Genomic DNA, 25236 nt, shown 5'->3' on the forward strand with positions numbered 1-25236 from the left:
CAATAATTGACAATCTCAAAAACCCGCCCCCACCCAACCATAAATCACTTATTTATCTTCTCTTCTAAGCTCATTAATTTCATCATTTAAAGGCTGCTGTTGTTTACCTTTCATCAACTGTTTCATCTGCGCTTTAAAAGCTTCCACCAGTTCCGGACTGGCTTGTGTTTCTTTCCAAGAAGCGCGGGAATTTAAGCGATCGCACCAATCCTCCAATTTGGGGTATTCCTCCAAAGACAAGCCTAACTCGGGCAGCCAAGGCACGGAAACACCAGCCACAACATCCGCCAGGGTAATCGTGTTACTGCCAAAAAAAGGTGTATCGCCCAACAACTCCTCAAAAAATCTGAGTACCGCCGCCACTTGCAGCGCAGATTTTTCCAGATTCTCCGGTTCGCCTGCGCCGCCGAAAGTCTGGCGGACAAAGGGACTCAGCGCTGGTGTCAATTCGTTGACTGTTACCATTTGTACCATGCGGACGATCGCCAAATCCCGAGCATTCTGTGGCAATAGTGCGATCGTCGGATACTTAGCTTCCAGATAATCAAGCATAGCGAGACTTTCTATTAAATGAAAATCGCCATCAGCCAAAACCGGAATGTGGTGAAAAGGGCTAATATCCAAAAAATCTGGTTGAAACTGATCGCCGTTTAATTTCATCGACACCAATTCAAACTCAATCTCTTTTTCTAGCAAAGCAATCCAGACGCGACGGGCATTAGCGGGACTTAAACAGAAAATACGATAAAAATAGGTTATAATGCTTACATAGCAAGCAGATAACGTTAAAAAATGACCCATGAAAGAGACAACCCCTGCCGCGATGCCCCCCTGCTTCGATAGATGGTGTCAAAGATTTGACGATATTTTTGGTCATCTTGCCCAAAAACGAGAGTTTAGGAACTATTTAGGGGGATTATTGGGAGAAAGCGAACGAAAAAACCTGTCACAGATGGCAGAAAACGCTGTCGGAGTAACTTACCACAAATTACATCATTTTTTAACAACAGCGCCTTGGTCATTCAATGAACTCAACGAACGTCGCTTAGACGTAATGAATCAGTGCAACTTGCGCCAAGATTAGTCGAGGATTTAGCCTGATAATAGATGATTCAGGACATAGAAAAAGTGGTAACTTTACCGACGCTGTAGGCAGACAATACATCGGACAAATCGGAAAAACTGATAATGGGGTAGTAGTAGTTACCAGTCATCTATATGATGGTAAGAAGAGCCTGCCATTAGATATTGAATTATATAAAAAAGCCGACTCATTACCAAAAGGAAAAGATGACCCAGACTTCAAAAAGAAGCCAGAAATAGCCATAAATTTAATCGACAAGACCTTAGCGAGAGGCTATAAACCAGGAATAGTCTTGATGGATGCAGGGTATGGTAATAACACCAGTTTTTTACAAGAATTGGAAAACCGAAAACTAAAATATATCGGAGGACTTGCCAAGAATCGTAAAGTAATAATTCAAAAAACAGTAGATGAAACAGAAGAGATTCGAGTAGATAATTTAGCTAAAGCCTTACCTGTAGAGGCTTTCACAAAAATTCAACTTTCTTTAGAACGACCTAGAACAGTATGGGTAGCAATTCAATTCGTCGAATTATCAAAATGCACGGGTAAGAAAGTAATGGCCATCGTCATGAATGCAGAAACTTTCGATACCGCCACTGAAATAGATTATTTGATCGGTAATGTTGACGTATCAACAGCGACAAAGGAGTGGATAGTAAAAACTTATTCACTCATAAATTGGGTTGAAGTTTTCTATCGGGAAGCCAAGGGCTGGTTGGGCTTAAATGAATATCAAGTCAGAGATGAAATCAGCCTAAAAAGACATTTCATTATGGTGTTTTGTGCTTACACTTTCATTCTCTGGCATACCTTAACAGGAGGATTAAGGCGCCAATGGGCAAACAAACCTTTAAACACTTTTAATGATGCACTCGAAGCATTTCGGACAGCCATATCTTTTAGATTTGTGAAATGGTTGAACCAAAATTGGGACGTATTCTCCGCTTATAAAGCCAGTTTAGGCCTTGTTTGGGCTTAAAATTTGTTTAAGTCCCGCTAAGGGAACCGCACTCCTGTGTGGTCAGTTCAACAGCGGGCGCAAATCCTTGAGACATAACGGGAACCAAGAGGTGGGAACACCCAGAGAGTGTCACCTTGTGTCAGCCTCGAAGCGGGGAAATCTCACAAACCTTTAGCATTGCACCTTTAACTTCAGTATCTGGCTTATTAATCTGTATCCTGAGCTACTATTTAACGTGCGCTTACCCTGGATACTAGGTCGATCGCCATCCCACGCTCTACTCTAGATCAAAATCTTTTCGCCACTTTGAGAGATACATCAAAATGAACAACAACGGACTGCCACAAAAACAAGGGCTGTACGATCCGCAGTTCGAGCACGATGCTTGCGGAGTCGGATTTATTGTACACGTCAAGGGTAACAAATCCCACGAAATAGTTGAACAGGCATTGACAATCCTGTTAAATCTTGACCATCGGGGTGCGTGCGGCTGCGAAGCCAATACCGGAGACGGCGCGGGCATTTTGATGCAAGTGCCCCACAAGTTTCTGAAGAAAGCAGCCGCAGCCGAAAACATCGAACTTCCAGCAGCCGGCGAGTACGGTGTTGGTGCGATTTACTCATCGCGCGATCGGACTCAACGGGAAAATGGCAAACGCATCTTTGCCGAAATCGCCGCCGAAGAAGGATGTCCCGTGCTCGGTTGGCGCGATGTCCCCACAGATAACTCGTCTCTGGGCGACACCGCCAAAGCTAGCGAACCATTTATGCAGCAAGTGTTCCTGAGTCGCGCCCCAGGTATGGACGAGGCGGGTTTTGAGCGCAAACTCTACGTGATCCGCAAACGCACCCACAATGCGATTCGCAGGACAGACAAAGACCCATACTGGTATAATTCCACACTGTCATGCCGGACGATCGTCTACAAGGGAATGTTGATGCCCGTGCAAGTTGGAGATTATTATCCCGAACTGCACGACCCCGACATGGAAAGCGCTTTAGCCCTAGTTCACTCGCGCTTCAGCACCAATACTTTCCCAAGTTGGGAACGATCGCACCCTTACCGCTACATCGCCCACAACGGCGAAATTAACACGATGCGCGGCAACATCAATTGGATGAACGCGCGGCAATCGATGTTCGAGTCGGAACTATTCGGCGATGATTTAAAGAAAATCCCCAATTTAATCAATGTCGAAGGTAGCGATTCAACTATTTTTGATAATGCTTTAGAATTGCTGACTTTGGCCGGGCGTTCTTTGCCTCACGCTATCATGATGATGATTCCCGAACCTTGGACGGCCCACGAGTCGATGAGTGACGAGAAAAAGGCTTTCTACGAATACCATTCCTGCTTGATGGAACCTTGGGATGGCCCGGCTTCGATCGCGTTTACGGATGGTACATCGATCGGGGCTGTACTCGATCGCAATGGTTTGCGTCCTTCTCGTTACTGTGTCACCAAAGATGACTTAGTAATTATGGCATCGGAAGCGGGTGTTTTGCCGATCGCGCCGGAACGAATTCTTTCAAAAGGCCGTTTGCAACCAGGCCGGATGTTCCTGGTAAATACCGCAGAAGGCCGCATCGTTTCTGACGAGGAAATTAAACATCAAATCGCCTCCGAACATCCGTACCGCGAGTGGATTGACCAGCACATGGTCGAAATCGCCAAGCTACCAGACGCGCCCGTAGATTCAGTCAACTCTCCCAAGAAGGCAGTGGATTTATTGCAGCAGCAAATGGCTTTTGGTTACACCTTTGAAGAACTGCGGTTGCTGTTAGCACCGATGGCACGGGATGGGGTGGAAGCTGTCGGCGCGATGGGCGCGGATACGCCACTTGCTGTTTTATCGAACAGGCAAAAATTGCTTTATGAATATTTCCAGCAACTGTTCGCCCAAGTTACGAATCCGCCCATTGATTCGATCCGCGAAGAGATTGTCACTTCTGCGGAAACGACAATCGGATCTGAACGCAATTTGCTCAAGCCGGAACCAGAAAGCTGTCATTTGATTGAGTTGAAAACACCAATTCTCAGCAATGAAGAATTGGCTAAACTCAAACACGTTTCCCAAGGCAATTTCAAGTCGATTACGATACCGATTTTGTTCGACCCCAAAACTGGTGTAAAAGGTCTTGAACAGTCGCTAGAAGATGTTTTCGCAGCAGCCGATCGCGCGATCGCCTCTGGGGTGAATATTCTGATTTTGTGCGATCGGGGAATCGATGCCGAAAACGCTCCAATTCCCGCATTGCTAGCAGTTGCGGGCTTGCACCACCACCTGATCCGCAAAGGTACGCGCACGCGGGCGGGACTGGTGCTCGAATCCGGTGAACCGCGCGAAGTCCATCACTTTGCGACTTTAATCGGTTACGGTTGCGGTGCGATCAATCCGTATTTGGCCTTCGAGACGATCGCAGATTCGATCCGCGAAGGTCTGCTGGTAAATGTTGATACTAAGACAGCTTGCAAAAACTACGTGAAAGCCGCAACCAAAGGCGTGACCAAAGTTGCGTCGAAAATTGGGATTTCCACAATTCAAAGTTACCGTGGTGCCCAGATATTTGAGGCGATCGGCTTAAACAAATCCGTAGTCTATAAATACTTCACTTGGACAGCATCGCGAATTGCAGGAGTAGACCTCGAAGTCATCGCCCAAGAAGCGATTTTACGCCATACCCACGCATTCCCCGATCGCCCATCCAGCGGACACACCCTCGATGTCGGCGGCGAATATCAATGGCGCAAGGAAGGGGAAGCCCACTTGTTCAGCCCGCAAACCATTCACGCCCTGCAAAAAGCCGTGCGCGAGGGAAGTTATCCGCTTTTCAAACAGTATTCCGGGCTGGTTAACGAACAAAGTCAACAGCATTTCACCCTGCGCGGTTTGCTGGAATTCAAGCAGCGGGAATCGATTCCGATTGAGGAAGTTGAACCGATCGAATCTATTATCAAACGCTTCAAAACTGGGGCGATGAGTTATGGTTCGATTTCCCAAGAAGCCCACGAATCTCTAGCCGTAGCGATGAACCGCATTGGTGGCAAATCGAACACTGGTGAAGGTGGCGAAGATCCAGAAAGATACACTTGGACAAACGATCGCGGTGACTCAAAAAATAGTGCGATCAAACAAGTTGCTTCCGGGCGTTTCGGCGTTACCAGCTTGTATCTTTCCCAAGCGAAGGAACTCCAAATCAAGATGGCGCAAGGGGCAAAACCCGGAGAAGGCGGACAGTTACCCGGTAAAAAAGTATACCCGTGGATTGCCAAGGTGCGGCACTCAACTCCCGGTGTGGGCTTGATTTCGCCTCCGCCTCACCACGACATTTATTCGATCGAAGATTTGGCAGAATTGATTCACGACTTGAAAAATGCCAACCGGGAAGCGCGGATTAGCGTCAAATTGGTGTCAGAAGTGGGAGTTGGGACGATCGCAGCAGGTGTCGCCAAAGCCCACGCCGATGTCGTGCTGATCTCAGGCTACGACGGCGGTACAGGCGCGTCGCCCCAAACTTCGATCAAACACTGCGGATTACCTTGGGAGTTGGGATTGGCCGAAACCCACCAAACCCTGGTACTCAACAATCTCCGCAGCCGAATCGCCGTTGAAACCGACGGACAACTCAAAACCGGCCGCGATGTAGCAATTGCTGCACTGCTGGGTGCTGAGGAATTCGGTTTTGCCACCGCGCCGCTGGTGACTTTGGGCTGCATTATGATGCGTGTTTGCCACCAGAACACTTGCCCTGTCGGCGTTGCGACACAAGATCCCCTGTTGCGGAAAAACTTTACCGGAGATCCTGAACACACGGTAAACTTTATGACATTCATCGCCCAAGAAGTCCGCGAAATCATGGCGCAGTTGGGCTTCCGCACGCTGAATGAAATGGTCGGGCGCACCGATGTTTTGGAAGCGCAACAAGCGGTGGAACACTGGAAGGCTAAGGGTTTGGACTTCTCGAACATCCTGTATCAGCCGGAAGTTGGGGCGGATGTTGGGCGCTATTGTCAGATGGCGCAGGATCATGGTTTGGAAAAGTCGATCGATCTTAGTGTACTGCTGGATTTGTGCAAAAGTGCGATCGAAAACGGCGAACCAGTCCGCGCCAAACTCCCAATTACCAACATCAACCGGGTTGTCGGCACAATTCTCGGCAACGAAATCACCAAACGCCACTGGGAAGGCTTGCCCGATGACACGGTGCACCTGCACTTCCAAGGCAGCGCCGGACAAAGCTTTGGCGCATTCGTACCCAAAGGAGTCACCCTAGAGCTCGAAGGCGAAGCCAACGACTATTTGGGCAAAGGCCTCAGCGGCGGCAAAATCATCTTGTACCCGTCGTTAGCTTCCACCTTTGTCGCAGAGGAAAACGCGATCGTCGGCAACGTAGTGCTTTACGGAGCCACATCTGGCGAGGTTTTCATCCGAGGGCTGGCCGGCGAACGTTTTGGGGTGCGTAACTCCGGCGTTAACGCAGTAGTCGAAGGTGTGGGCGATCACGGTTGCGAGTACATGACTGGTGGCAAAGTTGTGGTTTTGGGTGAAACCGGGCGCAATTTTGCAGCGGGAATGAGTGGCGGCGTTGCTTACATTTTGGATGAGGCGGGTGATTTTGCAACTCGCTGCAATATGTCGATGGTGGCGCTGGAAAAACTGGAGGATGCTGAGGAAATTGCTGATTTGCGGCAATTAATTCAGACTCATTTCGATTTGACTGGAAGTGCGATCGCATCGAAGGTTTTGGCAAATTGGGATGCGATGTTGCCGGTGTTTGTGAAGGTAATGCCGAAGGATTACAAGCGGGTGTTGCAGGCCATTGAAAGGGCGATCGCTGCGGGTTTAAGCGGTGATGATGCGCTGACGGCGGCATTTGAAGAAAACGCTCGCGATGTGGCCCGGATTGGGGGTAGTTAGTCCAAGACACCGGGTTTATGCGACAATCTTGGAATCCCCACGAAGCGATTACTCGCGATGTGGCTAGGATTGGTGGAAGTTAGAGTTTAAGATGAGGAATGGGTAATGGCTGTTATTAAGCAGTAATTGCCTATTCCTCATCAATAACCAAAAAACAATGAAGGGCGGACTATGTATATACGTAAAATTGAAATCAAGAATTTTCGGGGAAATGATTTCTCCTGGATACTTCATACAGATGTCAATGTTTTGATTGGCAAGAATGGTTCAGGCAAATCAACAATCCTACGAATGCTTAATGAGGCAGTATGGCCTGAAGATAGTAGACTTAATTTTAGATTGTTTGACCCGATCGATAAAATGATTATTGAGTTGGAAAACGATATTGTCATCGTAGTTGATAGTGCAAGTAGAAGTATAACAGGCAACCAAGGAGATACGAGTTATCACTTAAAGACAAACTTGATCAATACATTCGATGTTGTCGAAAAGAGTTCCGATCCCAATACAACATTACTTGATTTCCACCTCAATAAATTAAAACAAGAATTCATTATCTATCAAAGAGACTTGCTAAATCAAGTTGAAGCAATACTTACAAGTGACTACGATCGCGAATCAAGAAATGATAAACTAGAGGAAATTGAATCTATCTATAAGCCGAAAAATATTTTTTTAAAAATTTTATCTGAACTTTTCAACCAAACAGGAAAAAAATTCGATGAAAAAGCATTTAATTTTTTGGAGATGGGTAGTGACAATCCAATTTCACCTGAAAGTCTTTCATCTGGTGAAAAACAAATTTTGATTATTCTATTCACAACATTACTTCAGGATAAAAAGCCATACATATTACTAATGGATGAACCAGAAATATCATTACATATTGATTGGCAACGGAGCTTAATTCAACATATTAGACAAATAAATCCGATCTGCCAAATCATTATGGCAACCCATTCACCAACTACCTATTACCAAGGCTGGATTGAAAAGGTTAGTAGAATCGAGGAGATTCAGTCTCCTTCAAATTTGGTCGTAGCTAGTGAGATTTTAGAAGAAAAAACTTTCCACTCAAAAGAACGTGTACAAAACATAAAAGATGAATTTAATGACTTATCAGGTAACAAACTGGCTCAGCTTTATCAATTCAACCGTAAAATTAATACCTATACATCATTCACAAAAGATGAATCTATTTTATTGTTAGATTTCCTGAAGGATCGGGCGATTTACCCTGATGTAATAACATTTACAACTCTCATCTCAAAATTGAATAACTATGAAGATGCAAAAGAGATTTTTGATTTAATGGAATCAGAAACTTACACGAGATTGCATCTCGTTAAACCTAATGATATCACCCTAAATACCTTAATTAAAAAAGTTAATGGGGTTAGAGAAGGTATTGATTTGATTCAATCCCTAAGTGCTAATGGAAAGCTACAGCTATATCCCGACATTATTACTTTTAGTACCTTGTTGGGAAAAGCAAAAAATGCAGATGAAATTAAATTGTTGGAAGAAGTGCGAAACTACTACGGAGTAAAAGCCAATGATATTTACTTAAACAAACTAAGTTCCAAGAGGTAGCATGATGGTAGACGATCTAACTTATAAAGAGATTTCTGAAAGAATGGTGGCTGATGCCTTTCAGAGGGGTTGCAATCTTTCTGTGTTGTGTGAAGATATGTATGACAATGGTTTTTGGCGATGTATTATTGAACACGCCGAGCCAAGTTTAAAAGATAAACTTGATTTTCCAAATCCGCATCCAAAAGGAACACGTGGAAAGGATATTTTGAAAAAATTCAAGAACTACGTTAATAAAAAAATGATTATCTGCGTTGATAGTGATTGCGAATATTTATATGAAAATAATGTTTGGTATATTGACAGATATATCTACCATACTATTGTTCATAGTAGAGAAAATTTTCAGTGCAACCCTTTGTCATTAAATGAGATCTGCAAGCAAATAGCTGACAAAAGGTATGATTTTAAAACTTTGTTTGAACGTATTTCTCAAGAAATTTCTCCTCTATTTTACATTTGGATACATCTTAAAGAGACTGGAAATTATTCTAGTTTTGATGGAATTATCAACAATGAACAGTTTCGTAAGATTTTGAACTTTCAAGATATTCAATATAATAGCCTAGAAGATGAAATCAACTTATATCAGACCATTAAAGACAGAGTAGATCGTGTATTAAAGAATCTTGAAGCATCAATGGGTGAAGGATGGTATGAATCAGTTATAGAGTATGAGGTTCTCCAACTCAGGACAAAATTAATTGATCGGTACGAGATACATCCAGAAGAAACTTTATCATTCTTTTACGGACATGGTGTCTTAGAAAACTTTGTCGAACCACTTACGATAAAAATTACTGACTTGTTGAAAAAATCTAGGATAGAGGAGGTTAGACAGGAACTAAGCCAAGCTTCAGAAAATGATAGAAATAATACAATCAGCCGTATTGAAAATGCTTCCAAACAAGATATCAAGACTAAAATAGGTGATAGCTTTCTATATATTATTTATGCTATTGAAGATAAATATATAAAAGCAATCCAACAAAAACTAATGAGTGAACTTTCCTGTGACGGCGAAACTGAAATTATACCGGGAAAACACGATTGATTGGGCCGTACTGAATTGTTGGACGCTTCACAAATCAATTAATTGTAAACAGACATCAACTTCCGCTAATTGTCGTCAATACAGAAGTAGAGGAAATTGTACAATGGATAAACTAACCGAGTATCCCAAGCTAATCAAACAGATTTTAACCGAGTATGTCGAATTGTCTAATCGCCGTCCTCAACCAGGCATCGAAACATTCTTAATTACCGACGAACCAAACGGTCATTATATGTGGATGAATCTGGGCTGGCAAAAGGGAGAACGTATTACCGGGATGACTGTTTACGTTCGGATTCGCGATCGCAAATTCTGGATTGAGGAAGACTGGACAGAAGATGGGATTGCAACGGATTTAGTGCGTGCAGGAGTTCCCAAGGAAGATATTGTGTTAGCATTTCATGAGCCTGGAATGCGACAGTACACGGATTTTGCAGTAGTTTCCTAGCAGTTTATGAAACTTGGAATTGCTGTCAACCCACCCGTTTGATATAATGTTGTTACTAGATGGTAGAATAGCAATCAAAAAAAGGGATAATTATGACCGTAGAACAAGCCATTTTGGAAAATGTGAAGGTCTTATCGCCAGACCAACAACAAGAAGTTTTAGCTTTCATCAAATTCTTGCAGTCCGATAAATGGGAAGATATTTATAAAGGACGCTTCAAAGAACTGCAACAAGAAATTCGTCAAGATACTGACATCGATCCCGATGATGACCCTACTGAAACAGTCCTCGAAGGGATTAAGCAAGGCTTCCATGAGGCAATTACCGGACAAACTCTCCCATTGTCTCAACTGTGGGATGGCATTGATGACAATTGATCCACAACCGATCGCAATTGAACTCACCCCCCGATTTCAAAGAGACTTGCGAACTTTAGGCAAACGCTATCGCAACATTCGCAAAGACATTCAGCCTGTAATCGAACAACTTCAAGCGGGGGAACTTCCGGGCGATCGCATTCCGGGAATGGAGTACGAAATTTTCAAAGTCAGAATTAAAAACAGCGACATTCAAAAAGGCAAAAGCGCTGGCTACCGTGCTATTTATTACCTCAAAACTAGCGATTCCATCGTTTTGGTGACTATCTATTCTAAATCAGATCTATCAGACATCGCGGCCGAAACAGTTCGAGAAATTCTAGGCCAATACGAGCAACAATTGCCCGAATCAGAAGAATTATGAACTATCAACTTTATTCAGATGTCATCTTGCTGTGCAACCTTCCTGAAGGCAGTTGCGACGCTACCTGGAAGTTATTTGCGATCGCCCGCAATTTGAATTGTCACAGAAACCCGGTTTCTGAACCCCGCACGCTAATCCGAGAAACCGGGTTTTGGGCGATCGCTTGTACCTTGGGAAATCGAGCGTTCTGCTAAGCGTCAAAAAGGCATTGATTATACCTCAGATTCCTCTTCATTTTCTTCATCCTCGCTCGCAAATTCGCCGATGTAATCTCCCACGAGCGGTGTTTAGTTCAAATTTGCCAACACAACCTTTGAGTCGTCGGAGGAAGCGTCACTAACCATCGCTGAATATTCGCCGTTATAGTTGGTAAATTCAGACGGAGATTTCCGAATCTTAGATAGACGAATTTGCCAATCGGAAACCTGCTCGTAGGTAAGGTGCTTAGTATTGGAAGTCGTTGTCCATACCCCCCAAAGACAGGGGTCTTCAAACTGTAGCATTCCTGATTTCCGTAAGTCATAAGATTGCGGAGTTCCGGGCAAGGGAATAATGCTGTAGCACGAAGTCTGAAATTCCAATTGCGGGTTAATCTCTACCAGTTCATCGACCAATTCTGAGATGGCTTCCTCAAGAAGTAACAAGTCCTCATGGTCATCGTCGGGTAGCCCGATAATGATCCCATAAGCAATCACAGGTACACCAGTTCTGACCACAGATTTCATCAAGGTACAATGCTCTTGCCAAGGAAGGAGCTTCTTGTAAGCTTCTCGTCCAAAAACGGGACGTTCGGCAGGGATATAAGCCAAAGGACAACCGACTTTGCCGTCCCAGCCAAACAGTGCTTCAATCAGTTCTTCGTCAGGTCTGAGGTCGCTGCTTTCATAGTTACGCCCAGCGCCGAGAGTTGTTTTCCTCAGTTCTAAACCATTGGGCCACATCAGAGTTATTCCCATCTCCCGCGCACCATTGGTAATGTCGAGGATCTCTTGTCGCCCCTCAGGAAAGAGTCCACGGGCGAGGAATTGATCGGAACCGATATTGATCGATCGAGCCCCCGCTTCTTTCTGAATCGCCAACCATTTGAGGGATGTTTCAGGAGACATTCTCCGAAAGCCAGTGCCGTAGGTAGGTGTCATGCAAAAATCGCAGGTGCGATCGCAACCAATGTCAGCTACCAACGAACCTACTGGAACAGTTCCCTGGACATTGGGCAGTGTCCCTAAACACTCCCGCGCCACTTCCACCGATGGTAGTGCCCACTCCTCTGGACTTTTGGCTTTAGCCTTCCTGGGATACTGTCTACCATCTGCGAGAATGACACCCGTGAGTTCTTCTCGTGGGGTTTTTCCCAGTACATAGTCAAAAATAGCCCAATTCGCTGCCCCAGATTTATCCTGAACGACTGCTGCTGCGCCAGCCTTCAAGTAGTGGTGCGGTTCAGCGAAAGCATCCGACCCACCAACGACAATGGGACGACCTCCCTTAGCCAGATGCTCAATCACCATACAAGTGACTTGACGGTCTTGGGAGAAATTCACTGTAATGCCCCAAGCATCGAAGGCCTGGGGATCTAGGGCAGCAATTTTGCCCCCAACGTAAGTTTTCCGCAGGGTCATCCCTTTCCAGACAATTTCCCCAAATTCTTCACTATAATTGTCGTCTCTGAGGTTGACCAATCGGGCATCAAATCCTCCTGCTTGCAAGTCAGGAATCAAAACTTGCTTGCTGATTAAGGAACGATGTCTGTATAAAGAAGTCCAATTTTTACCTTCTGCATCATAGAGTCCCGTTGCTGGAGGTTCAATCAGTCCAATTGTGGGAGAGTTTTTAGCTATCATAATGGAGGATTGGGAATGTGGGATAAGAGGATGGGATTTTTTCCGGCTCGCGATCGCCTGCGACACCAGGGAAGCCAATCGCAACCCCTAGACGGTAGCACAAGTCGGTGAGCTACTCTTTAATAAAATCAGACGATAGCATAAAAATAGATTAATCTAGATGAGATGAGTCAAATTGACTATTTTATTAATCATTTAGTTTTTCGATTTGTTGGGAAATACTGTAGCAGTTGCGACGCTACCTGGAAGTTATTTGCGATTTAATTGAGCGATCGACAACCGATCGCAATTGAACTCACCCCTGAATTGCTGTCAAGCCACCCGTGCGATATAATGTTGTTACTAGATTGTAGAATAACAATCAAAAAAAAGGGATAATTATGACCGTCGAACAAGCCATTTTGGAAAATGTGAAGGTCTTATCGCCAGACCAGCAACAAGAAGTCTTAGCTTTCATCAAACTCTTGCAGTCAGATAAATGGGAGCATATTTATAAAGGACGCTTCAAAGAACTCCAGCAAGAAATTCGTCTGGGAATGGATGCGGCCGATCGAAGTGAAGTAATTAATGCTGAAGATATGTTTCGGAGTTTGCGCTTAAAGCTGCAACAACGTCGCACGCAAGCAGATAGATGAATCAGATTTGTAGATTTACAGTTCCGGCAAGTCGGGATATAGAAAACATTATGGACTATATTGCCGATCGCAGCGGTTTTGATGCAGCAGAAAGCTTTCTGGACAGAATTAACAATAAGTGTCAAACTCTCTCGAAGTTTCCTCCTTCTGGGACGCAATCGGGATGAGTTAATGGAAAATGTACGGAGTTTTCCGATCGATGATTACCTAATTTTCTACAGTGCGATCGAAGCAGGAATTGAAGTTCTGCGGGTTGTTAGCGGCTACCGAGATTTAGAAGATTTATTCTCTGAGTGAACTGTATCGAGTTTCTGATATTATGAAAGCGATTGAAACTACTGGAAAAATTGACGATCGAGGAATGCTTTGTATCGATCGCCCCCTTGCTTTTGCCAACCACAGCCACGTTAGGATTATTGTTTTAGTACCGGAAGATACTGACATCGATCCTGATGATGACCCCATTGAAACAGTCCTCGAAGGGATTCAGCAAGGCTTCCATGAGGCAATTACCGGACAAACCCTCCCCTTGTTTCAACTTTAATAGTTGACTAGGTTTGTGAAGAAACCCCGTTTCTGAGTCCCCCCGCGAAATCCAAGAAACCGGGTTTCTGCGACAATTGACGCCTCCCCACGAGATTTTACGAAGAAACCCGGTTTCTGAACCCCTGCGCCCGATCGCGCCCAACCTTATCTAGCGGTTATAATAGATAAACCTGAGCATTAAAATCGCAAATGTATGACAGCAAAAATACACCTCAGCAACTTGGGTAATTCCTTAGCTTTGCCAATACCAGACTATATTGTAAAATTGTTCAATCTGAAAGCAGATGATTCCGTAATTTGCAGTATAGAAAATGGAAAAATGGTCATAGAGCCTGTAAATCAGAAAATTTCCAAATATACCCTAGATGAACTATTGGCAGGCGAAATAGAACCCAGCGAAGAAATCTCTTGGGGGAAACCAGAAGGAGAAGAAGTTTGGTAAACTACATCCCCGAACGAGGTCATTTTATTCGCCTCAATTTCGATCCTCAAGCCGGACACGAACAAATGGGTACTCGACCTGCACTGGTTGTGAGTCAAACTAAATTTAACCAAAAAATGGGGTTTGTGTTTGTCTGTCCGATTAGCACCACACAACGAAAAAATCCGTTTTATGTTCCCATTCCAGAAGGTGAAGCGGTGACAGGTGTAATTATGACAGATCAACTACGTTATGCAAGATTATCGCGCAAGGCAAGCAAGTTCGATCGGTGAATGTCCAGAAGATTTAGTTAAGGAAGTCTTGAAGAGAATTGAACCTATTTTGTTTGAAAATATGATTCTTGATGAGTAGTTGATCATCAAGAATACGGCAATTATGTGGTTAGACTTGTTAACTGATATCATGTATAGAACTAGGGAAATCAACAAGCAAAATGATTCAATCCATACCGAAAATATCCATCAAACCTGGATATCGTCCCCAGTCAGATGATAAAACTCCTGAAGCTGATGCAATTGATTTCTACCTACTGCGACAACTCACCAATTCCCAACGCTGGCAAATAGGGGTAAAATTAAATCGTTGGGCAAAAACTGTTAGCTTGCGCGGCATGAAAAAAGCTTGTCCCTCAACTTACAAAGAGCGATTTGCCCGATCGATCTTACGTAGCAAATGGCTGCCAATTTTAACCCCCACCAGTGAACCGTCTATGTGGACGCAAGATCCCAGCCACATCGCCCGACTGTTGCACCCAATTTTTCAAACATTATCTATTCCTTATTATATTACAGGAGGCGTTGCCGCTTCTGTCTATGGCGATCCTAGAACGACACGGGATTTAGATTTAGTAATTGAATTGATCCGGGACAATATTTTTCGATTAGTTGAAGCACTAGAAACGGCTGGTTTTTACTGCCCTCCGGGTTCGGTAGAAGATATTCAAAAGGGCAGAGGGATGGTGTTGAGTGTCACTCACATGACTTCCGTATTAAACGCCGATATCGTGCTGAATTCTGATACTGAGTTCGATCGCTCAAAAATGGCAAGACGACGATTAGAAGCGCTTGACGAAGCTGGTGTAGAACTATTTTGGATTGCTTCTCCTGAAGATATTGTGTTGGCAAAACTGCTCTGGCGGCAACAATCTAAGTCTCAAAAACAATGGAATGATGTTTTGGGAATTCTGAAAGTCCAATCTGATAATTTGGATCGGGGTTACTTAACAGAGTGGGCGCAACGATTGGGGTTGATTGATGATTTGAATCTAGCTTGTACTGAATCTGGGATTTGATGCGATTCCAAATTGTTCATTTTGCGATCGCACCCACTCTCTCTGTATCATTATAGGTATGGACTTTTAAAGCTTAATTATTTTTATGCAAGTTATTTTAGGCAACATCACACAACTGAAAGTAGACGCGATCGTCAATGCTGCAAATACCAGTTTGCTTGGAGGTGGTGGAGTAGATGGCGCAATCCACAAAGCAGCAGGCCCGGAACTTGTTGACGAATGTCGATCGCTCCGAGGATGCAAAACCGGGGATGCTAAACTCACAAAAGGATATCGCTTACCTGCGCGCTTCATCATCCACACCGTAGGCCCCGTATGGCAAGGAGGCGACTGCGGAGAACCCGAACTCTTAGCCCAATGTTACCGCAAATGTATGGAAATCGCGATCGAGCAAAAGTTCGAGAGTATCGCATTTCCTTGCATTAGCACCGGCATTTACAAATATCCTAAGGATTTAGCAGGTGAGATTGCAGTCAAAATCTGCTACGAAGAAATGCAAAAAAACGGCGCTCCTCAAAACATAACTTTTTGCTGCTTCGATTGGGAGAATCATCAGGTTTATGAGAAGATTGTAGCAGTTCTCAGGCAGAAAGGCTATCAGAAAAATGATTCCAGAAATCAAAACCTATTTAGCAGCGACTGACATTATAGATCGCGATCATCCCGCAATTTTAGCACTCGCGAACAAGATAGCATCACAACATCATACATCAGAGGCGATCGCCCAATCTAGTTTTGAGTGGGTTAGAGACGAAATTCGCCACAGCTACGACTATCAGATGAATCCCGTCACCTGTCGAGCATCCGATGTACTAAAGCACAAAACAGGTTATTGTTTTGCCAAAAGTCACCTATTAGCAGCATTGCTGAGGGCCAACAACATTCCCGCAGGTTTTTGCTACCAAAGATTGAGCTTTGATGACAAAGGTGCGCCCTACACCTTGCACGGTTTCAATGCAGTTTATTTGCCAGATGTAGGTTGGTATCGCGTTGATGCAAGAGGAAATCGCGACAATGTTAATGCTCAATTCACACCTCCTCAAGAGCAATTAGCATTTAAAATTCAGTTTCCTGAAGAAGCAGACTTTCAAACCATTTTATCTGAGCCGCTGCGAGTAGTTGTAGAGGCTTTACAAAATCACAGTACATGGGATAAACTGCTGCTCAATCTTCCAGACGTTTCTCTCGACTCCGCACAGAAATACGGCCTTGCGATCGACTGGAAATCACTCAGGATAGTGAATTAAATAATTTACACATATTTGTGGGATGGGCGTCCCGCCCGTCCTTTCTAGACGGGCGGGACGCCCATCCCACAAGAACAATAAAAATTGTAAGCTATTCTCATTCCTCAGCAACAAGCTGAGGCTTTGGAGAAGCTTTTTCACGTTGATCCGGGGTTGTCAAGGTCGATTTTCCGAAAATTATAAAACAGTATTAGTTAGACTGTGAATCAATAATTTTGTAACCTAATCAAGTCCAAATATCAACTTAGAAAACTAATCTACATAGCTAATCTGGCACTCTCAAGCCTTTAAGCTTTTCCCCTTTCTCCTCCTCACTCAGCCCCTTACACTGCACCAAAACCCCAAACCCCCCCAAACCCATCTGATCGATCAATTGATACAGCGCTTCCCGCCTGCGTAAAAATGTTGCCAAATCCAATACTTGTGCATCATTTGCAGATAGAGAAGCAATTCTATCGCCCACACCCAACACCATCAAAAACCAAGCCTGCTGAGTAAAACCCATCATCTCCAAACCGCACAATTCACCTTGTTTTTCCAGCGCCGTAAAATCAGCATGGGCCGTTAAATCCTGCCACCCCACATTAATATAAGGATTGCTGTGATAGCGGTGGCGGTAATAACATTGCAGCGTTCCCTCTGTGCGTCTCGGATTGTAATAGCGGTGCGCCGGATGGCCGTAATCAATTGTCAACAAATAACCGCGCTGCAATTTTTCTGCAACTGTTTTTATCCACTCTAAAGCTGCTAAATTAACTTCACTGCGATAACCATCCCCATAGACACTTGCCGATAAATCAATTCCTACTAAATCAAAATATTCGGCAATCTTAGGATTTGAAAGCTCGCCTACTACTTCAATAAACTTGCTTCCAGATTGTTCGTTTTTTTCTTCGTTTGCGGTAACGTAAATTTCCCGAAGTTGCCCTTGTTCGATGATAAATTGATGGACTGGAAAAGCATCTACTAACTCGTTAGAAAAGAAGCATCCGACAATCGAGTTATTAGCTATTTCATCCCACTTGCACCACTTGACTATTTTAAATTCAGCTAAGTTTTGCTGCTGCACCGCTTGCTGTACAGGGGAAATCTCAACAATAATGTATTCTAATATTTTAAATAAATCGGGATGTTGTCGTTGCAGGTATTGCAGTAAATGTGTGGCAAAGGTTCCCCGCCCCGCACCCATTTCTACTATAGTAAAAGGATGAGGTTTGCCGAGAATTTGCCACATTTCCACAAATTGCTCGCCCAAAACCTCAGCAAAATCTGCACTCCAATGAGGCGACGTGATAAAATCGCCTTGTTTGCCGATGTTCGGTCGATCGCCATTATAGTAACCATACTGCGGGTGATATAGTGCCAAATCCATATATTCCGCAAAGGTAATGCGCTGCTGGGGACTGGCGGCAATTCTTTCGCTGATTAAAGCGCAGAGTTCGGGGTTGCTATCGTTAATATCTAATTGCTGGACTGTCATAGTTTATAGTTGATGTTATTTTATTGAGGAAATAAAGATTTTTTAACCGCAGAGGGCGCAGAGGACACAGAGGAAGAGAAAAGAGAGAAATTTTGATGTTCATAAATTTGGCATTCATTCTGTAACATCTCTATTTTTCAAAATTTATTATATCATTTTGACGCCGATCGCAAAATTGAGATTTGAGATTGGCAATTTTCGCTCGCTGTGATAAGCTAGCCTTAGCTTTTAAATATAATCCTTCTGTATGTCGAGAGATTCATTTTTAGAAGAGTTCAAAAAATCCAGCGAGTTATTATTACCAGCTTATTTAGTTATCTTCGATCTTGCAGACACAAAAAGACGCAATAATTACTTAGGTCACGATGAAGTAGACAAAGATATCATCGCCTTCGATAATTTCTTGAAAAATTGCGTTTCTTTAGAAAGATGCAAGAGAATTGCCGGCGATATATGGGTGGCTTGTTTTACAGAACATCAACTAAACGATATCCCGGCTTTGATAGTGAATTACTCACAAGAAGTTCCTATAGTATTAACATTGTGGAAATGCGAGGCGATCGATCCCAAGGGAAACTCTATATTTATTGAAGAAGAGAGAAACGTTTCGATCTGTCGTGCTGTCCGCTGCGGCTATTTGTGGATTGAAAATGTTAATGAATTAAGTTTCAAAGTCAATGAATTACTAGATAGGGTATGGAGTTTACCTGTTAATACATTAACTTCCCTAGAGTCAGAGGTAGCTGTTAATTTACCAAAATGGCAGTGTATCCCCCCTGAAAGTTTATCTGTAACTGAGTATTGCCCCTACTGCAACAGCACAAACTTGCGCTGGTTAAGAGTAGATGAGGATATTAGTGAGTATATTTGCACGCAGTGCGGATCTCAAGTAATTTTTAGCTATGATTTTTATTGTTGAGATTCCATAGTTTATAGTAGCCGATCGAGGATTCAAAAAAAGGGAGATCGCACTTTTTAGCAAATAGCCCAAAAATACGATCGCCCTTTTTCATCTAGCGATCGACAGAACCCATGATAATATCGATACTGCCCAGAATCGCCACCAAGTCCGCAATCTTTACACCGCGCACGATGTGGGGCAAAATCTGCAAATTATTGAAATCCGCAGCGCGAATCTTCCAGCGCCAAGGAAACACGCTGTCATCGCCGATAATATAGATTCCCAACTCACCCTTGCCGCTTTCAACACGCACGTAATGTTCGCCCTTAGGAATCTTGAAAGTTGGCGCTACTTTTTTGCCAATAAACTGATAGTCGAAACTGTTCCACTCAGATTTTGGCCCGCTTTCTAAGCGCTTGGCTTCCAAGTTTTCGTAAGGGCCGCCGGGGAGTGCTTTCAAAGCTTGATAGAGAATTTTAACTGACTCGCGCATTTCCCGAATTCGGACTAAGTAGCGGGCTAAACAATCGCCCGCAGCTTCGGTGCAAACTTCCCAGTCGAAGTCGTCGTAACATTCGTAATGGTCAACTTTCCGCAAATCCCAATTCACGCCGGAACCCCGCAACATCGGCCCGGATAGTCCCCAGTTAATCGCTTCGGCGCGGGAAATCGTACCCAGTCCTTCAATCCGGCGGCGGAAGATCGGATTGTTGGTAATTAAACGTTCGTATTCGTCAATTTTGGGAAGGAAGTAATCGCAGAAATCTTCGCATTTGTCTACCCAACCGTAGGGTAAATCTGCTGCGACTCCGCCGATGCGGAAGTAGTTGTTGTTTACCATGCGGTAGCCGGTGGCTGCTTCCCACAAGTCGAGAATTGGTTCGCGATCGCGCATAGTGTAGAAAAAGGGAGTTTGCGCGCCCACGTCTGCCAAAAACGGCCCCACCCACATCAAGTGGTTAGCAATCCGGTTCAACTCCAGCATGATTACCCGAATGTAACTCGCCCGTTTGGGCACAGCTATATTCGCTAACTTTTCCGGTGCATTGACTGTCACCGCTTCGTTAAACATCCCCGCAGCGTAGTCCCAGCGGCTCACGTAGGGGACGTACATCACGTTGGTGCGGTTTTCGGCAATTTTTTCCATGCCGCGGTGTAGATAGCCCAAAACAGGCTCGCAGTCCACTACGTCTTCGCCGTCCAGGGTGACAATTAACCGGAGTACGCCGTGCATGGATGGGTGGTGCGGGCCCATGTTGAGCACCATTGGTTCGGTTCTAGTCTCAATTCTTGACATAATAATAGGTAATTGGTAATAGGTAATTGGTCATTGGTAATTGGTCATTGGGCATTGGGCATTGGTCAGTGGTAATTGCTCAAACAGGTCATTGCTCATTAGCAAAAAAACTTTCTAACTAGGAACTGAGAACAACTGACAACTGACAACTGACAACTGACAACTGACAACTGACAACTGACAACTGACAACTGACTATTGTTGATTTTTGTTTCACTTTTATAGATTATGAAGGATATCGAGCTATCTGAAAAGGATACCCCTGGATCGGATGTCAGTGTTGACACCTATCACGTTCCTGTTTTGGGAAGTGAGTTAATTGCGGGTTTAGCTGTGCGTGCCGGCGGGCGCTATTTGGATGCGACGCTTGGGGGCGGCGGACACACGAGTTTGATTTTGGCGGCGGCCCCTGATGTGACGGTGGTGGCGATCGATCGCGATACAGAAGCCATCCGTTTTTGCCAATCCCGATTTGCCAACTCGCCCGTCGAGTTTTGGCACGGCAATTTTGCCCAATATCAGTCTCCTGATGCCAAATTTGATGGTATTATAGCAGACTTGGGCGTTAGCTCTGCTCAGTTCGATACACCGGAACGAGGCTTTAGTTTTCGCCATCCAGCTCAACTAGATATGCGTATGAACCAGCAGCAATCTTTGACCGCAGAAGAGATTATCAATCACTGGGAAGAAGTTAAACTAGCAGATATTATTTACAGGTACGGCGAGGAACGACTGTCGCGGCGCATCGCGAGGCGGATTGTGCAATCGCGTCCTTTTGAAACTACTACAGAGCTCGCAGGTGCGATCGCCTCTACCTTCCCACCCAAGCAGCGCAACGGTAGAATCCATCCCGCCACCCGCACTTTCCAAGCTTTAAGGATAGCTGTCAACTCCGAACTAGCGTCTTTAGACACTTTCCTCAACCAAGCGCCTAAATGGTTAAAACCCGGTGGGAGAATTGGAATTATTACTTTTCACAGTCTCGAAGACAGGCCGGTTAAGCACCAGTTGAGAGCAACAGAGTGTTTGCAGGTACTGACAAAAAAGCCGATCGTGCCACAATCCGACGAACTAGCTAGAAATCCCCGCTCTCGTTCTGCTAAGCTCAGACTGGCAGAAAAATTAACTTGATTCGGCTGTAACGGGAATAAAGGACGAGCTCTCAAAGGCGGCGAGGTCTGTTCAGTTGACAGTTGACAGTTGACAGTTGACAGTTGAGGGCGACCTCTAAGAAGGAAGTCCGAGGATTGGAGTAATGAATAGTCTGATTTTAATTTCTCCCGCTCAACCTTGGGGCTTTAAACCAATTCTTTCTGGTCAGGCCGCGACCGGATGCAAGTTCCGAACTTCCTTGTGGTATCACTAACATGGCACTGACCTATGAAACCCGAACCCCTGATCCTGATTCGGCTCGGCCCAATCAGCCAAGGGTACTTGACAAGCTAGTTTTAGACCTGATTAATTCGCCTAGGAGTAGGGAATAGCATGAGTCGGGGAGATGGAAGCAAACTGAAACTAATGGTAGTCGATGACGAACCCGACAACTTGGATTTGCTGTACCGGACGTTTCGACGCGATTTTCAGGTTTACAAAGCAGATAGCGCCCTCAGCGCCCTGTCCGTTCTAGACGAACAGGGCGAGATGGCGGTGATTATATCTGACCAGCGGATGCCAGAAATGAATGGTACCGAGTTCTTGGGGAAAACAGTCGATCGCTTTCCTGATACGATTCGGATTCTGCTGACAGGATACACCGATGTTGAAGACTTGGTAGAAGCAATTAATGCAGGTCAAGTTTTCAAGTACATCACCAAACCGTGGAATCCTGAAGAGCTCAAATCAGTTATCAATCAAGCGTCAGAAACTTACAAATACTACAAGCAGCGCAGCGTTGCACTGCGCCGCGCTTTACGCAAGGAATCTCTGTTTAATGAGGTGATGGGCGTGATTCGCGGGTCGCTAGATTACTCTAGTATGGTACAAACTATTGTTCAAACCGTAGGTCAAACTTTTGAGGCCAACTATTGTATGCTGCGGCCGGTAGAGGTCGATCGACTATTACCCAGTACCTTTCCCTACCAAGCCCAAAACGCCGAACCTAGCAGCTTTTCTTTTGATGAAAATTTGCTGGTTCAAGCCGTAGCCAGCCGCCAAACTCAAGTCAGCGCCAACAGTGGGGCTGACGGTAACTCGGTTGAGATTGCTGTGCCCCTAACTTATCAGCAAGACTTGCTGGCGGTACTAGCCCTGTGTCAGCAAGGTGGCACTAACCCTTGGTCGGGAGAAGAGATAGAGTTAATAGAAGGTGTAGCAGCTCAAGCTGCTCTCGCCCTGTCTCAAGCTAAGCTCTATCAGCGCACTCTGGATTTAGCCAATCAGATGCAAAACGAGTTGGAGGTGGCCCGCCAAATCCAAACAAACTTGTTGCGCCAAAGTTGGCCGGATTTTGAAACTGTCAGGGTGCAAGCTTGTTGCTATCCCGCGCGGGAAGTTGGCGGCGACTTTTTTGAGGTCTACGTCCACTCTCAAGGGGATATTTGGATAGCTGTGGGAGATGTTTCCGGTAAGGGTGTTCCGGCTGCTCTATTTATGGCTAGCGCGATTTCGGTGATGCGGCGCGAACTTTCTCAAGAAGTTTCTCCCGAACCCGAGAGAGTGATGCAGAATATGAACAGCAGTATGGCTGACGATCTGATCGGCAACAACCATTTTATTACAATGGTTGTAGCTCGTTACACTCCGTCAACAGGACACCTGGCTTTTGCTAATGCTGGTCACATTTATCCGATCGTTTGGTCTAACTCAGAGGTGAAAGCTCAAGCAGCTAGCGGTGCAACGCCAGCAGAGCCGAATTTCCTCAAAGCTCGCGGTATTCCCTTGGGGATATTGCCAGTCTGGAAAGGTAAAGCTGGTGCGATCGAATTAAAGTCAGGAGATGTATTTCTGCTGACAAGTGACGGGATTACTGAAGCTAGCGTGACCACTAAGGCGGTCGCAGGGGGCGAAGAAACCCGTTCTATGCTACAACAAGAAGGGCTTTGGCAACTTTTGATTCAAGAGCCTGGTTCTTTCAACTTGGACAATTTGTTGGCTTACATCCGAGCTGACAATCCCGTTCAGGAAGACGACCAAACCATACTCTCTCTGGAGGTTCTCTGAATCTGTCAGTCATGCCGACGAAGAGTCGGGGGCTTTGGGTCTCAAAAACTCCAGCCGTCAGTTTAGGGCCTACAGATTAATACAGAGAACGCGGGCGATGCTCTTCTGCAAGCTTCGCTAACGGCAAAAGTTACAGAACTAGCGCGTCAGTCGATTTGAGATTTGAGATTTGAGATTTGACTCTCGCATTCAATCGCGGGAGCTTGAACTTTCCTCTAAAATTTGGATCTCTCCACGACGGTGGTAAGTGGCACGGTATCCGTTTTTTGGGCGGGGTAAATGCCTAACTTTTAACTGATGCTTTGCGATCGAGGCTTTCAAAAAAATTGTATTGCATCGATCGCCCGCCATTGAGTATCCTCTATGTAGCGGCAAATATTAACGCCAGATAAATTTGGTGCGTCATGTTTCATAAAACTAATACGGGATGCGGGAAACTCAGAGACTTTAGTCCTTCCTAGGAAAGCGACGCGGAGGACTTTAGTCCCCGTGTTCTTCGTAGTATGATACAATTTAGATTGTGAGTAAGAACAAAAACATCTACGTGTTGAAACATCCTAGTATCGGAGAAATCCCTGCAACTTAGTACGCAAGAGTGAGAGGCAACACAAAAAGAGCTAATAATGGCAGGATGTCGAGCGTACCGCGTCTTGGCAAGTGTGATGGATTCTGAAAGCATTAGAAACAACAATCATTAGCTAGTAACTATCGCTTGACGATGAGTGACTAAGTAGACGGCGCTTGACGGTCGTAACGAGATTAGATTTAGGTCACACCCTTTGTCTAATTCTGTCAGTAGAATCTCAGCGGCTTTAGCCCGCTCGAGTGTCAAACCTGGTCTGAAGACACAGGGTTTTCAAACTTACGGGATTTTTTTATGAATACTGAGCTTCATGTGCCAAGCGACTTGCGGTTTTTAACAATAGTTGAAAATTGGTTGCTGAGCAGTTTGGAAGTTGAGCTAGGAGAGCACGTCGATTGGCCGCGTCAGTCGAATCGTTTGCGCTTGGTGTTAGCAGAAGCCTATTCTAACGTGATCCGCCATGCTCACAAAGATCAACCCAATCTGCCAGTTTTAATTCGCTTGAATTTAAAAAATCGGGATATTGGTTTAGAAATTTGGGATTACGGTAAAGGTTACGAAATGGATACTTACAGTCCCCCGAGGCCGGAAGCTAAACAAGAAAGTGGCTATGGCTGGCTGATTATGAGCCGACTTATGGATCGGGTGGACTACACTTTGCAATTAGACGGTCGTAACTGTCTGAAGTTGGAAGCGAGTTTGCCGGAAAAATCTTAATTAGTCATTAGTCATTAGTCATTAGTCATTAGTGATTGACAATGTTTTTGATTCTAGTGGTTGTCTGTCGCACCGTTTAGTCATTAGTCATTAGTCATTAGTGATTGACAATGTTTTTGATTCTAGTGGTTGTCTGTCGCACCGTGCGGTGACAGCCACTTTTTCTTGCAATCTCGTCCCTCTCTAACCAGACTCTAACCCACATTCCGCAGATATTCGATCGGATTTAATTTCAAAAGAATTCAGAATTCTCAAAACCTCAAATAATTGCTCTGCAATCATTTGAGGCTTTTT

General features: G+C 44.7%; 24 protein-coding genes and 1 pseudogene. 21 read left to right on the forward strand and 4 right to left on the reverse strand.

The window, feature by feature from the left end; translation table 11 throughout:
- Positions 1-48: 48 nt before the first annotated feature.
- Complete coding sequence (locus JGK16_RS12580) at positions 49-801, reverse strand: glutathione S-transferase family protein (protein WP_293185624.1); 753 nt, start codon at positions 799-801, stop codon at positions 49-51.
- Here JGK16_RS12580 and JGK16_RS12585 point away from each other — a divergent pair.
- The 8 genes and pseudogenes from JGK16_RS12585 to JGK16_RS12620 all read left to right on the forward strand — a co-directional run bounded on the left by JGK16_RS12585 (position 800) and on the right by JGK16_RS12620 (position 10997).
- Positions 800-2066: pseudogene (locus JGK16_RS12585) on the forward strand (IS701 family transposase). The gene JGK16_RS12580 and the pseudogene JGK16_RS12585 sit on opposite strands and share 2 nt — an antisense overlap.
- A 305-nt stretch (positions 2067-2371) precedes the next feature.
- Positions 2372-6967 (forward strand): glutamate synthase large subunit, encoded by a 4596-nt coding sequence (gene gltB, locus JGK16_RS12590; protein ID WP_293190679.1) that lies wholly within the window; start codon positions 2372-2374, stop codon positions 6965-6967.
- A 171-nt stretch (positions 6968-7138) separates the two neighbouring features.
- Positions 7139-8560, forward strand: coding sequence for an AAA family ATPase (locus JGK16_RS12595; RefSeq protein WP_293190680.1), 1422 nt, complete (start codon positions 7139-7141; stop codon positions 8558-8560).
- A gap of 1 nt (position 8561) precedes the next feature.
- The gene (locus tag JGK16_RS12600) at positions 8562-9614 is read left to right on the forward strand and encodes a DUF4435 domain-containing protein (protein WP_293190681.1); all 1053 of its coding nucleotides are present in this window, start codon (positions 8562-8564) and stop codon (positions 9612-9614) included.
- Between the two features lie 103 nt (positions 9615-9717).
- The gene (locus tag JGK16_RS12605; RefSeq protein ID WP_293190682.1) at positions 9718-10062 is read left to right on the forward strand and encodes a XisI protein; all 345 of its coding nucleotides are present in this window, start codon (positions 9718-9720) and stop codon (positions 10060-10062) included.
- 92 nt (positions 10063-10154) lie between these two features.
- Positions 10155-10439, forward strand: coding sequence for a hypothetical protein (locus JGK16_RS12610; RefSeq protein WP_293190684.1), 285 nt, complete (start codon positions 10155-10157; stop codon positions 10437-10439).
- Entirely contained in the window at positions 10429-10803 is a 375-nt protein-coding gene (locus tag JGK16_RS12615) for a type II toxin-antitoxin system RelE/ParE family toxin (protein ID WP_293190686.1), read from the forward strand. The genes JGK16_RS12610 and JGK16_RS12615 overlap by 11 nt, the downstream gene beginning before the upstream one ends.
- A complete protein-coding gene (locus tag JGK16_RS12620; RefSeq protein ID WP_293190688.1) occupies positions 10800-10997 on the forward strand; it encodes a hypothetical protein in 198 nt (65 codons plus the stop codon). The genes JGK16_RS12615 and JGK16_RS12620 overlap by 4 nt, the downstream gene beginning before the upstream one ends.
- 93 nt (positions 10998-11090) lie before the next feature.
- Here the strand turns inward: JGK16_RS12620 and JGK16_RS12625 are convergent, their stop codons facing one another.
- On the reverse strand, positions 11091-12644 hold the full coding sequence (locus tag JGK16_RS12625; RefSeq protein WP_293190690.1) for a radical SAM protein: 1554 nt from the start codon (positions 12642-12644) through the stop codon (positions 11091-11093).
- Between the two features lie 380 nt (positions 12645-13024).
- On the opposite strand from JGK16_RS12625, the gene JGK16_RS12630 reads away from it, so the two are divergent.
- The 9 genes from JGK16_RS12630 (at position 13025) to JGK16_RS12670 (ending at position 16805) form a co-directional block, all read left to right on the forward strand.
- Positions 13025-13279, forward strand: coding sequence for a hypothetical protein (locus JGK16_RS12630; RefSeq protein ID WP_293190692.1), 255 nt, complete (start codon positions 13025-13027; stop codon positions 13277-13279).
- Entirely contained in the window at positions 13276-13446 is a 171-nt protein-coding gene (locus JGK16_RS12635) for a type II toxin-antitoxin system RelE/ParE family toxin (protein WP_293180614.1), read from the forward strand. The genes JGK16_RS12630 and JGK16_RS12635 overlap by 4 nt, the downstream gene beginning before the upstream one ends.
- Complete coding sequence (locus JGK16_RS12640; protein ID WP_293180794.1) at positions 13394-13576, forward strand: type II toxin-antitoxin system RelE/ParE family toxin; 183 nt, start codon at positions 13394-13396, stop codon at positions 13574-13576. The genes JGK16_RS12635 and JGK16_RS12640 overlap by 53 nt, the downstream gene beginning before the upstream one ends.
- A 22-nt stretch (positions 13577-13598) precedes the next feature.
- Positions 13599-13823 (forward strand): hypothetical protein, encoded by a 225-nt coding sequence (locus tag JGK16_RS12645; RefSeq protein ID WP_293180617.1) that lies wholly within the window; start codon positions 13599-13601, stop codon positions 13821-13823.
- Between the two features lie 195 nt (positions 13824-14018).
- Positions 14019-14267 (forward strand): AbrB/MazE/SpoVT family DNA-binding domain-containing protein, encoded by a 249-nt coding sequence (locus JGK16_RS12650; protein ID WP_293190694.1) that lies wholly within the window; start codon positions 14019-14021, stop codon positions 14265-14267.
- Entirely contained in the window at positions 14261-14539 is a 279-nt protein-coding gene (locus tag JGK16_RS12655) for a type II toxin-antitoxin system PemK/MazF family toxin (RefSeq protein ID WP_293190696.1), read from the forward strand. Before JGK16_RS12650 ends, JGK16_RS12655 begins: the two co-directional genes overlap by 7 nt.
- 161 nt (positions 14540-14700) lie before the next feature.
- The gene (locus JGK16_RS12660; RefSeq protein ID WP_293190698.1) at positions 14701-15558 is read left to right on the forward strand and encodes a hypothetical protein; all 858 of its coding nucleotides are present in this window, start codon (positions 14701-14703) and stop codon (positions 15556-15558) included.
- A gap of 85 nt (positions 15559-15643) precedes the next feature.
- Entirely contained in the window at positions 15644-16201 is a 558-nt protein-coding gene (locus JGK16_RS12665; protein WP_293190699.1) for an O-acetyl-ADP-ribose deacetylase, read from the forward strand.
- On the forward strand, positions 16164-16805 hold the full coding sequence (locus JGK16_RS12670) for a transglutaminase family protein (protein WP_293180632.1): 642 nt from the start codon (positions 16164-16166) through the stop codon (positions 16803-16805). Before JGK16_RS12665 ends, JGK16_RS12670 begins: the two co-directional genes overlap by 38 nt.
- Positions 16806-17070: 265 nt before the next feature.
- Here the strand turns inward: JGK16_RS12670 and JGK16_RS12675 are convergent, their stop codons facing one another.
- A complete protein-coding gene (locus tag JGK16_RS12675) occupies positions 17071-18285 on the reverse strand; it encodes a class I SAM-dependent methyltransferase (protein ID WP_293180635.1) in 1215 nt (404 codons plus the stop codon).
- 247 nt (positions 18286-18532) lie between these two features.
- Between JGK16_RS12675 and JGK16_RS12680 the strand changes: the two genes are divergently transcribed.
- Entirely contained in the window at positions 18533-19204 is a 672-nt protein-coding gene (locus JGK16_RS12680; RefSeq protein WP_293180638.1) for a hypothetical protein, read from the forward strand.
- A 94-nt stretch (positions 19205-19298) separates the two neighbouring features.
- Here JGK16_RS12680 and JGK16_RS12685 read toward each other — a convergent pair whose 3' ends face one another.
- Positions 19299-20483 (reverse strand): NAD(P)H-quinone oxidoreductase subunit H, encoded by a 1185-nt coding sequence (locus tag JGK16_RS12685; RefSeq protein ID WP_293122540.1) that lies wholly within the window; start codon positions 20481-20483, stop codon positions 19299-19301.
- A 228-nt stretch (positions 20484-20711) separates the two neighbouring features.
- Between JGK16_RS12685 and rsmH the strand changes: the two genes are divergently transcribed.
- The 3 genes from rsmH to JGK16_RS12700 all read left to right on the forward strand — a co-directional run bounded on the left by rsmH (position 20712) and on the right by JGK16_RS12700 (position 24942).
- Entirely contained in the window at positions 20712-21614 is a 903-nt protein-coding gene (gene rsmH, locus JGK16_RS12690; protein ID WP_293190700.1) for a 16S rRNA (cytosine(1402)-N(4))-methyltransferase RsmH, read from the forward strand.
- Between the two features lie 354 nt (positions 21615-21968).
- Positions 21969-23642, forward strand: a complete 1674-nt coding sequence (locus tag JGK16_RS12695) for a SpoIIE family protein phosphatase (protein ID WP_293180644.1) — start codon at positions 21969-21971, stop codon at positions 23640-23642.
- A gap of 877 nt (positions 23643-24519) precedes the next feature.
- Positions 24520-24942 (forward strand): anti-sigma regulatory factor, encoded by a 423-nt coding sequence (locus JGK16_RS12700; protein ID WP_293150468.1) that lies wholly within the window; start codon positions 24520-24522, stop codon positions 24940-24942.
- Positions 24943-25236: the final 294 nt, after the last annotated feature.

This window comes from Microcoleus sp. PH2017_09_SFU_O_A, from assembly GCF_020738625.1.
Taxonomy (GTDB): domain Bacteria; phylum Cyanobacteriota; class Cyanobacteriia; order Cyanobacteriales; family Microcoleaceae; genus Microcoleus.

Coding starts and splice junctions, on each gene's coding strand:
- JGK16_RS12580 (WP_293185624.1), bottom strand. CDS start 801: ATGGGTCATTTTTTAACGTTATCTGCTTGCTATGTAAGCATTATAACC.
- gltB (WP_293190679.1), top strand. CDS start 2,372: ATGAACAACAACGGACTGCCACAAAAACAAGGGCTGTACGATCCGCAG.
- JGK16_RS12595 (WP_293190680.1), top strand. CDS start 7,139: ATGTATATACGTAAAATTGAAATCAAGAATTTTCGGGGAAATGATTTC.
- JGK16_RS12600 (WP_293190681.1), top strand. CDS start 8,562: ATGATGGTAGACGATCTAACTTATAAAGAGATTTCTGAAAGAATGGTG.
- JGK16_RS12605 (WP_293190682.1), top strand. CDS start 9,718: ATGGATAAACTAACCGAGTATCCCAAGCTAATCAAACAGATTTTAACC.
- JGK16_RS12610 (WP_293190684.1), top strand. CDS start 10,155: ATGACCGTAGAACAAGCCATTTTGGAAAATGTGAAGGTCTTATCGCCA.
- JGK16_RS12615 (WP_293190686.1), top strand. CDS start 10,429: ATGACAATTGATCCACAACCGATCGCAATTGAACTCACCCCCCGATTT.
- JGK16_RS12620 (WP_293190688.1), top strand. CDS start 10,800: ATGAACTATCAACTTTATTCAGATGTCATCTTGCTGTGCAACCTTCCT.
- JGK16_RS12625 (WP_293190690.1), bottom strand. CDS start 12,644: ATGATAGCTAAAAACTCTCCCACAATTGGACTGATTGAACCTCCAGCA.
- JGK16_RS12630 (WP_293190692.1), top strand. CDS start 13,025: ATGACCGTCGAACAAGCCATTTTGGAAAATGTGAAGGTCTTATCGCCA.
- JGK16_RS12635 (WP_293180614.1), top strand. CDS start 13,276: ATGAATCAGATTTGTAGATTTACAGTTCCGGCAAGTCGGGATATAGAA.
- JGK16_RS12645 (WP_293180617.1), top strand. CDS start 13,599: ATGAAAGCGATTGAAACTACTGGAAAAATTGACGATCGAGGAATGCTT.
- JGK16_RS12650 (WP_293190694.1), top strand. CDS start 14,019: ATGACAGCAAAAATACACCTCAGCAACTTGGGTAATTCCTTAGCTTTG.
- JGK16_RS12660 (WP_293190698.1), top strand. CDS start 14,701: ATGATTCAATCCATACCGAAAATATCCATCAAACCTGGATATCGTCCC.
- JGK16_RS12665 (WP_293190699.1), top strand. CDS start 15,644: ATGCAAGTTATTTTAGGCAACATCACACAACTGAAAGTAGACGCGATC.
- JGK16_RS12670 (WP_293180632.1), top strand. CDS start 16,164: ATGATTCCAGAAATCAAAACCTATTTAGCAGCGACTGACATTATAGAT.
- JGK16_RS12675 (WP_293180635.1), bottom strand. CDS start 18,285: ATGACAGTCCAGCAATTAGATATTAACGATAGCAACCCCGAACTCTGC.
- JGK16_RS12680 (WP_293180638.1), top strand. CDS start 18,533: ATGTCGAGAGATTCATTTTTAGAAGAGTTCAAAAAATCCAGCGAGTTA.
- JGK16_RS12685 (WP_293122540.1), bottom strand. CDS start 20,483: ATGTCAAGAATTGAGACTAGAACCGAACCAATGGTGCTCAACATGGGC.
- rsmH (WP_293190700.1), top strand. CDS start 20,712: ATGAAGGATATCGAGCTATCTGAAAAGGATACCCCTGGATCGGATGTC.
- JGK16_RS12695 (WP_293180644.1), top strand. CDS start 21,969: ATGAGTCGGGGAGATGGAAGCAAACTGAAACTAATGGTAGTCGATGAC.
- JGK16_RS12700 (WP_293150468.1), top strand. CDS start 24,520: ATGAATACTGAGCTTCATGTGCCAAGCGACTTGCGGTTTTTAACAATA.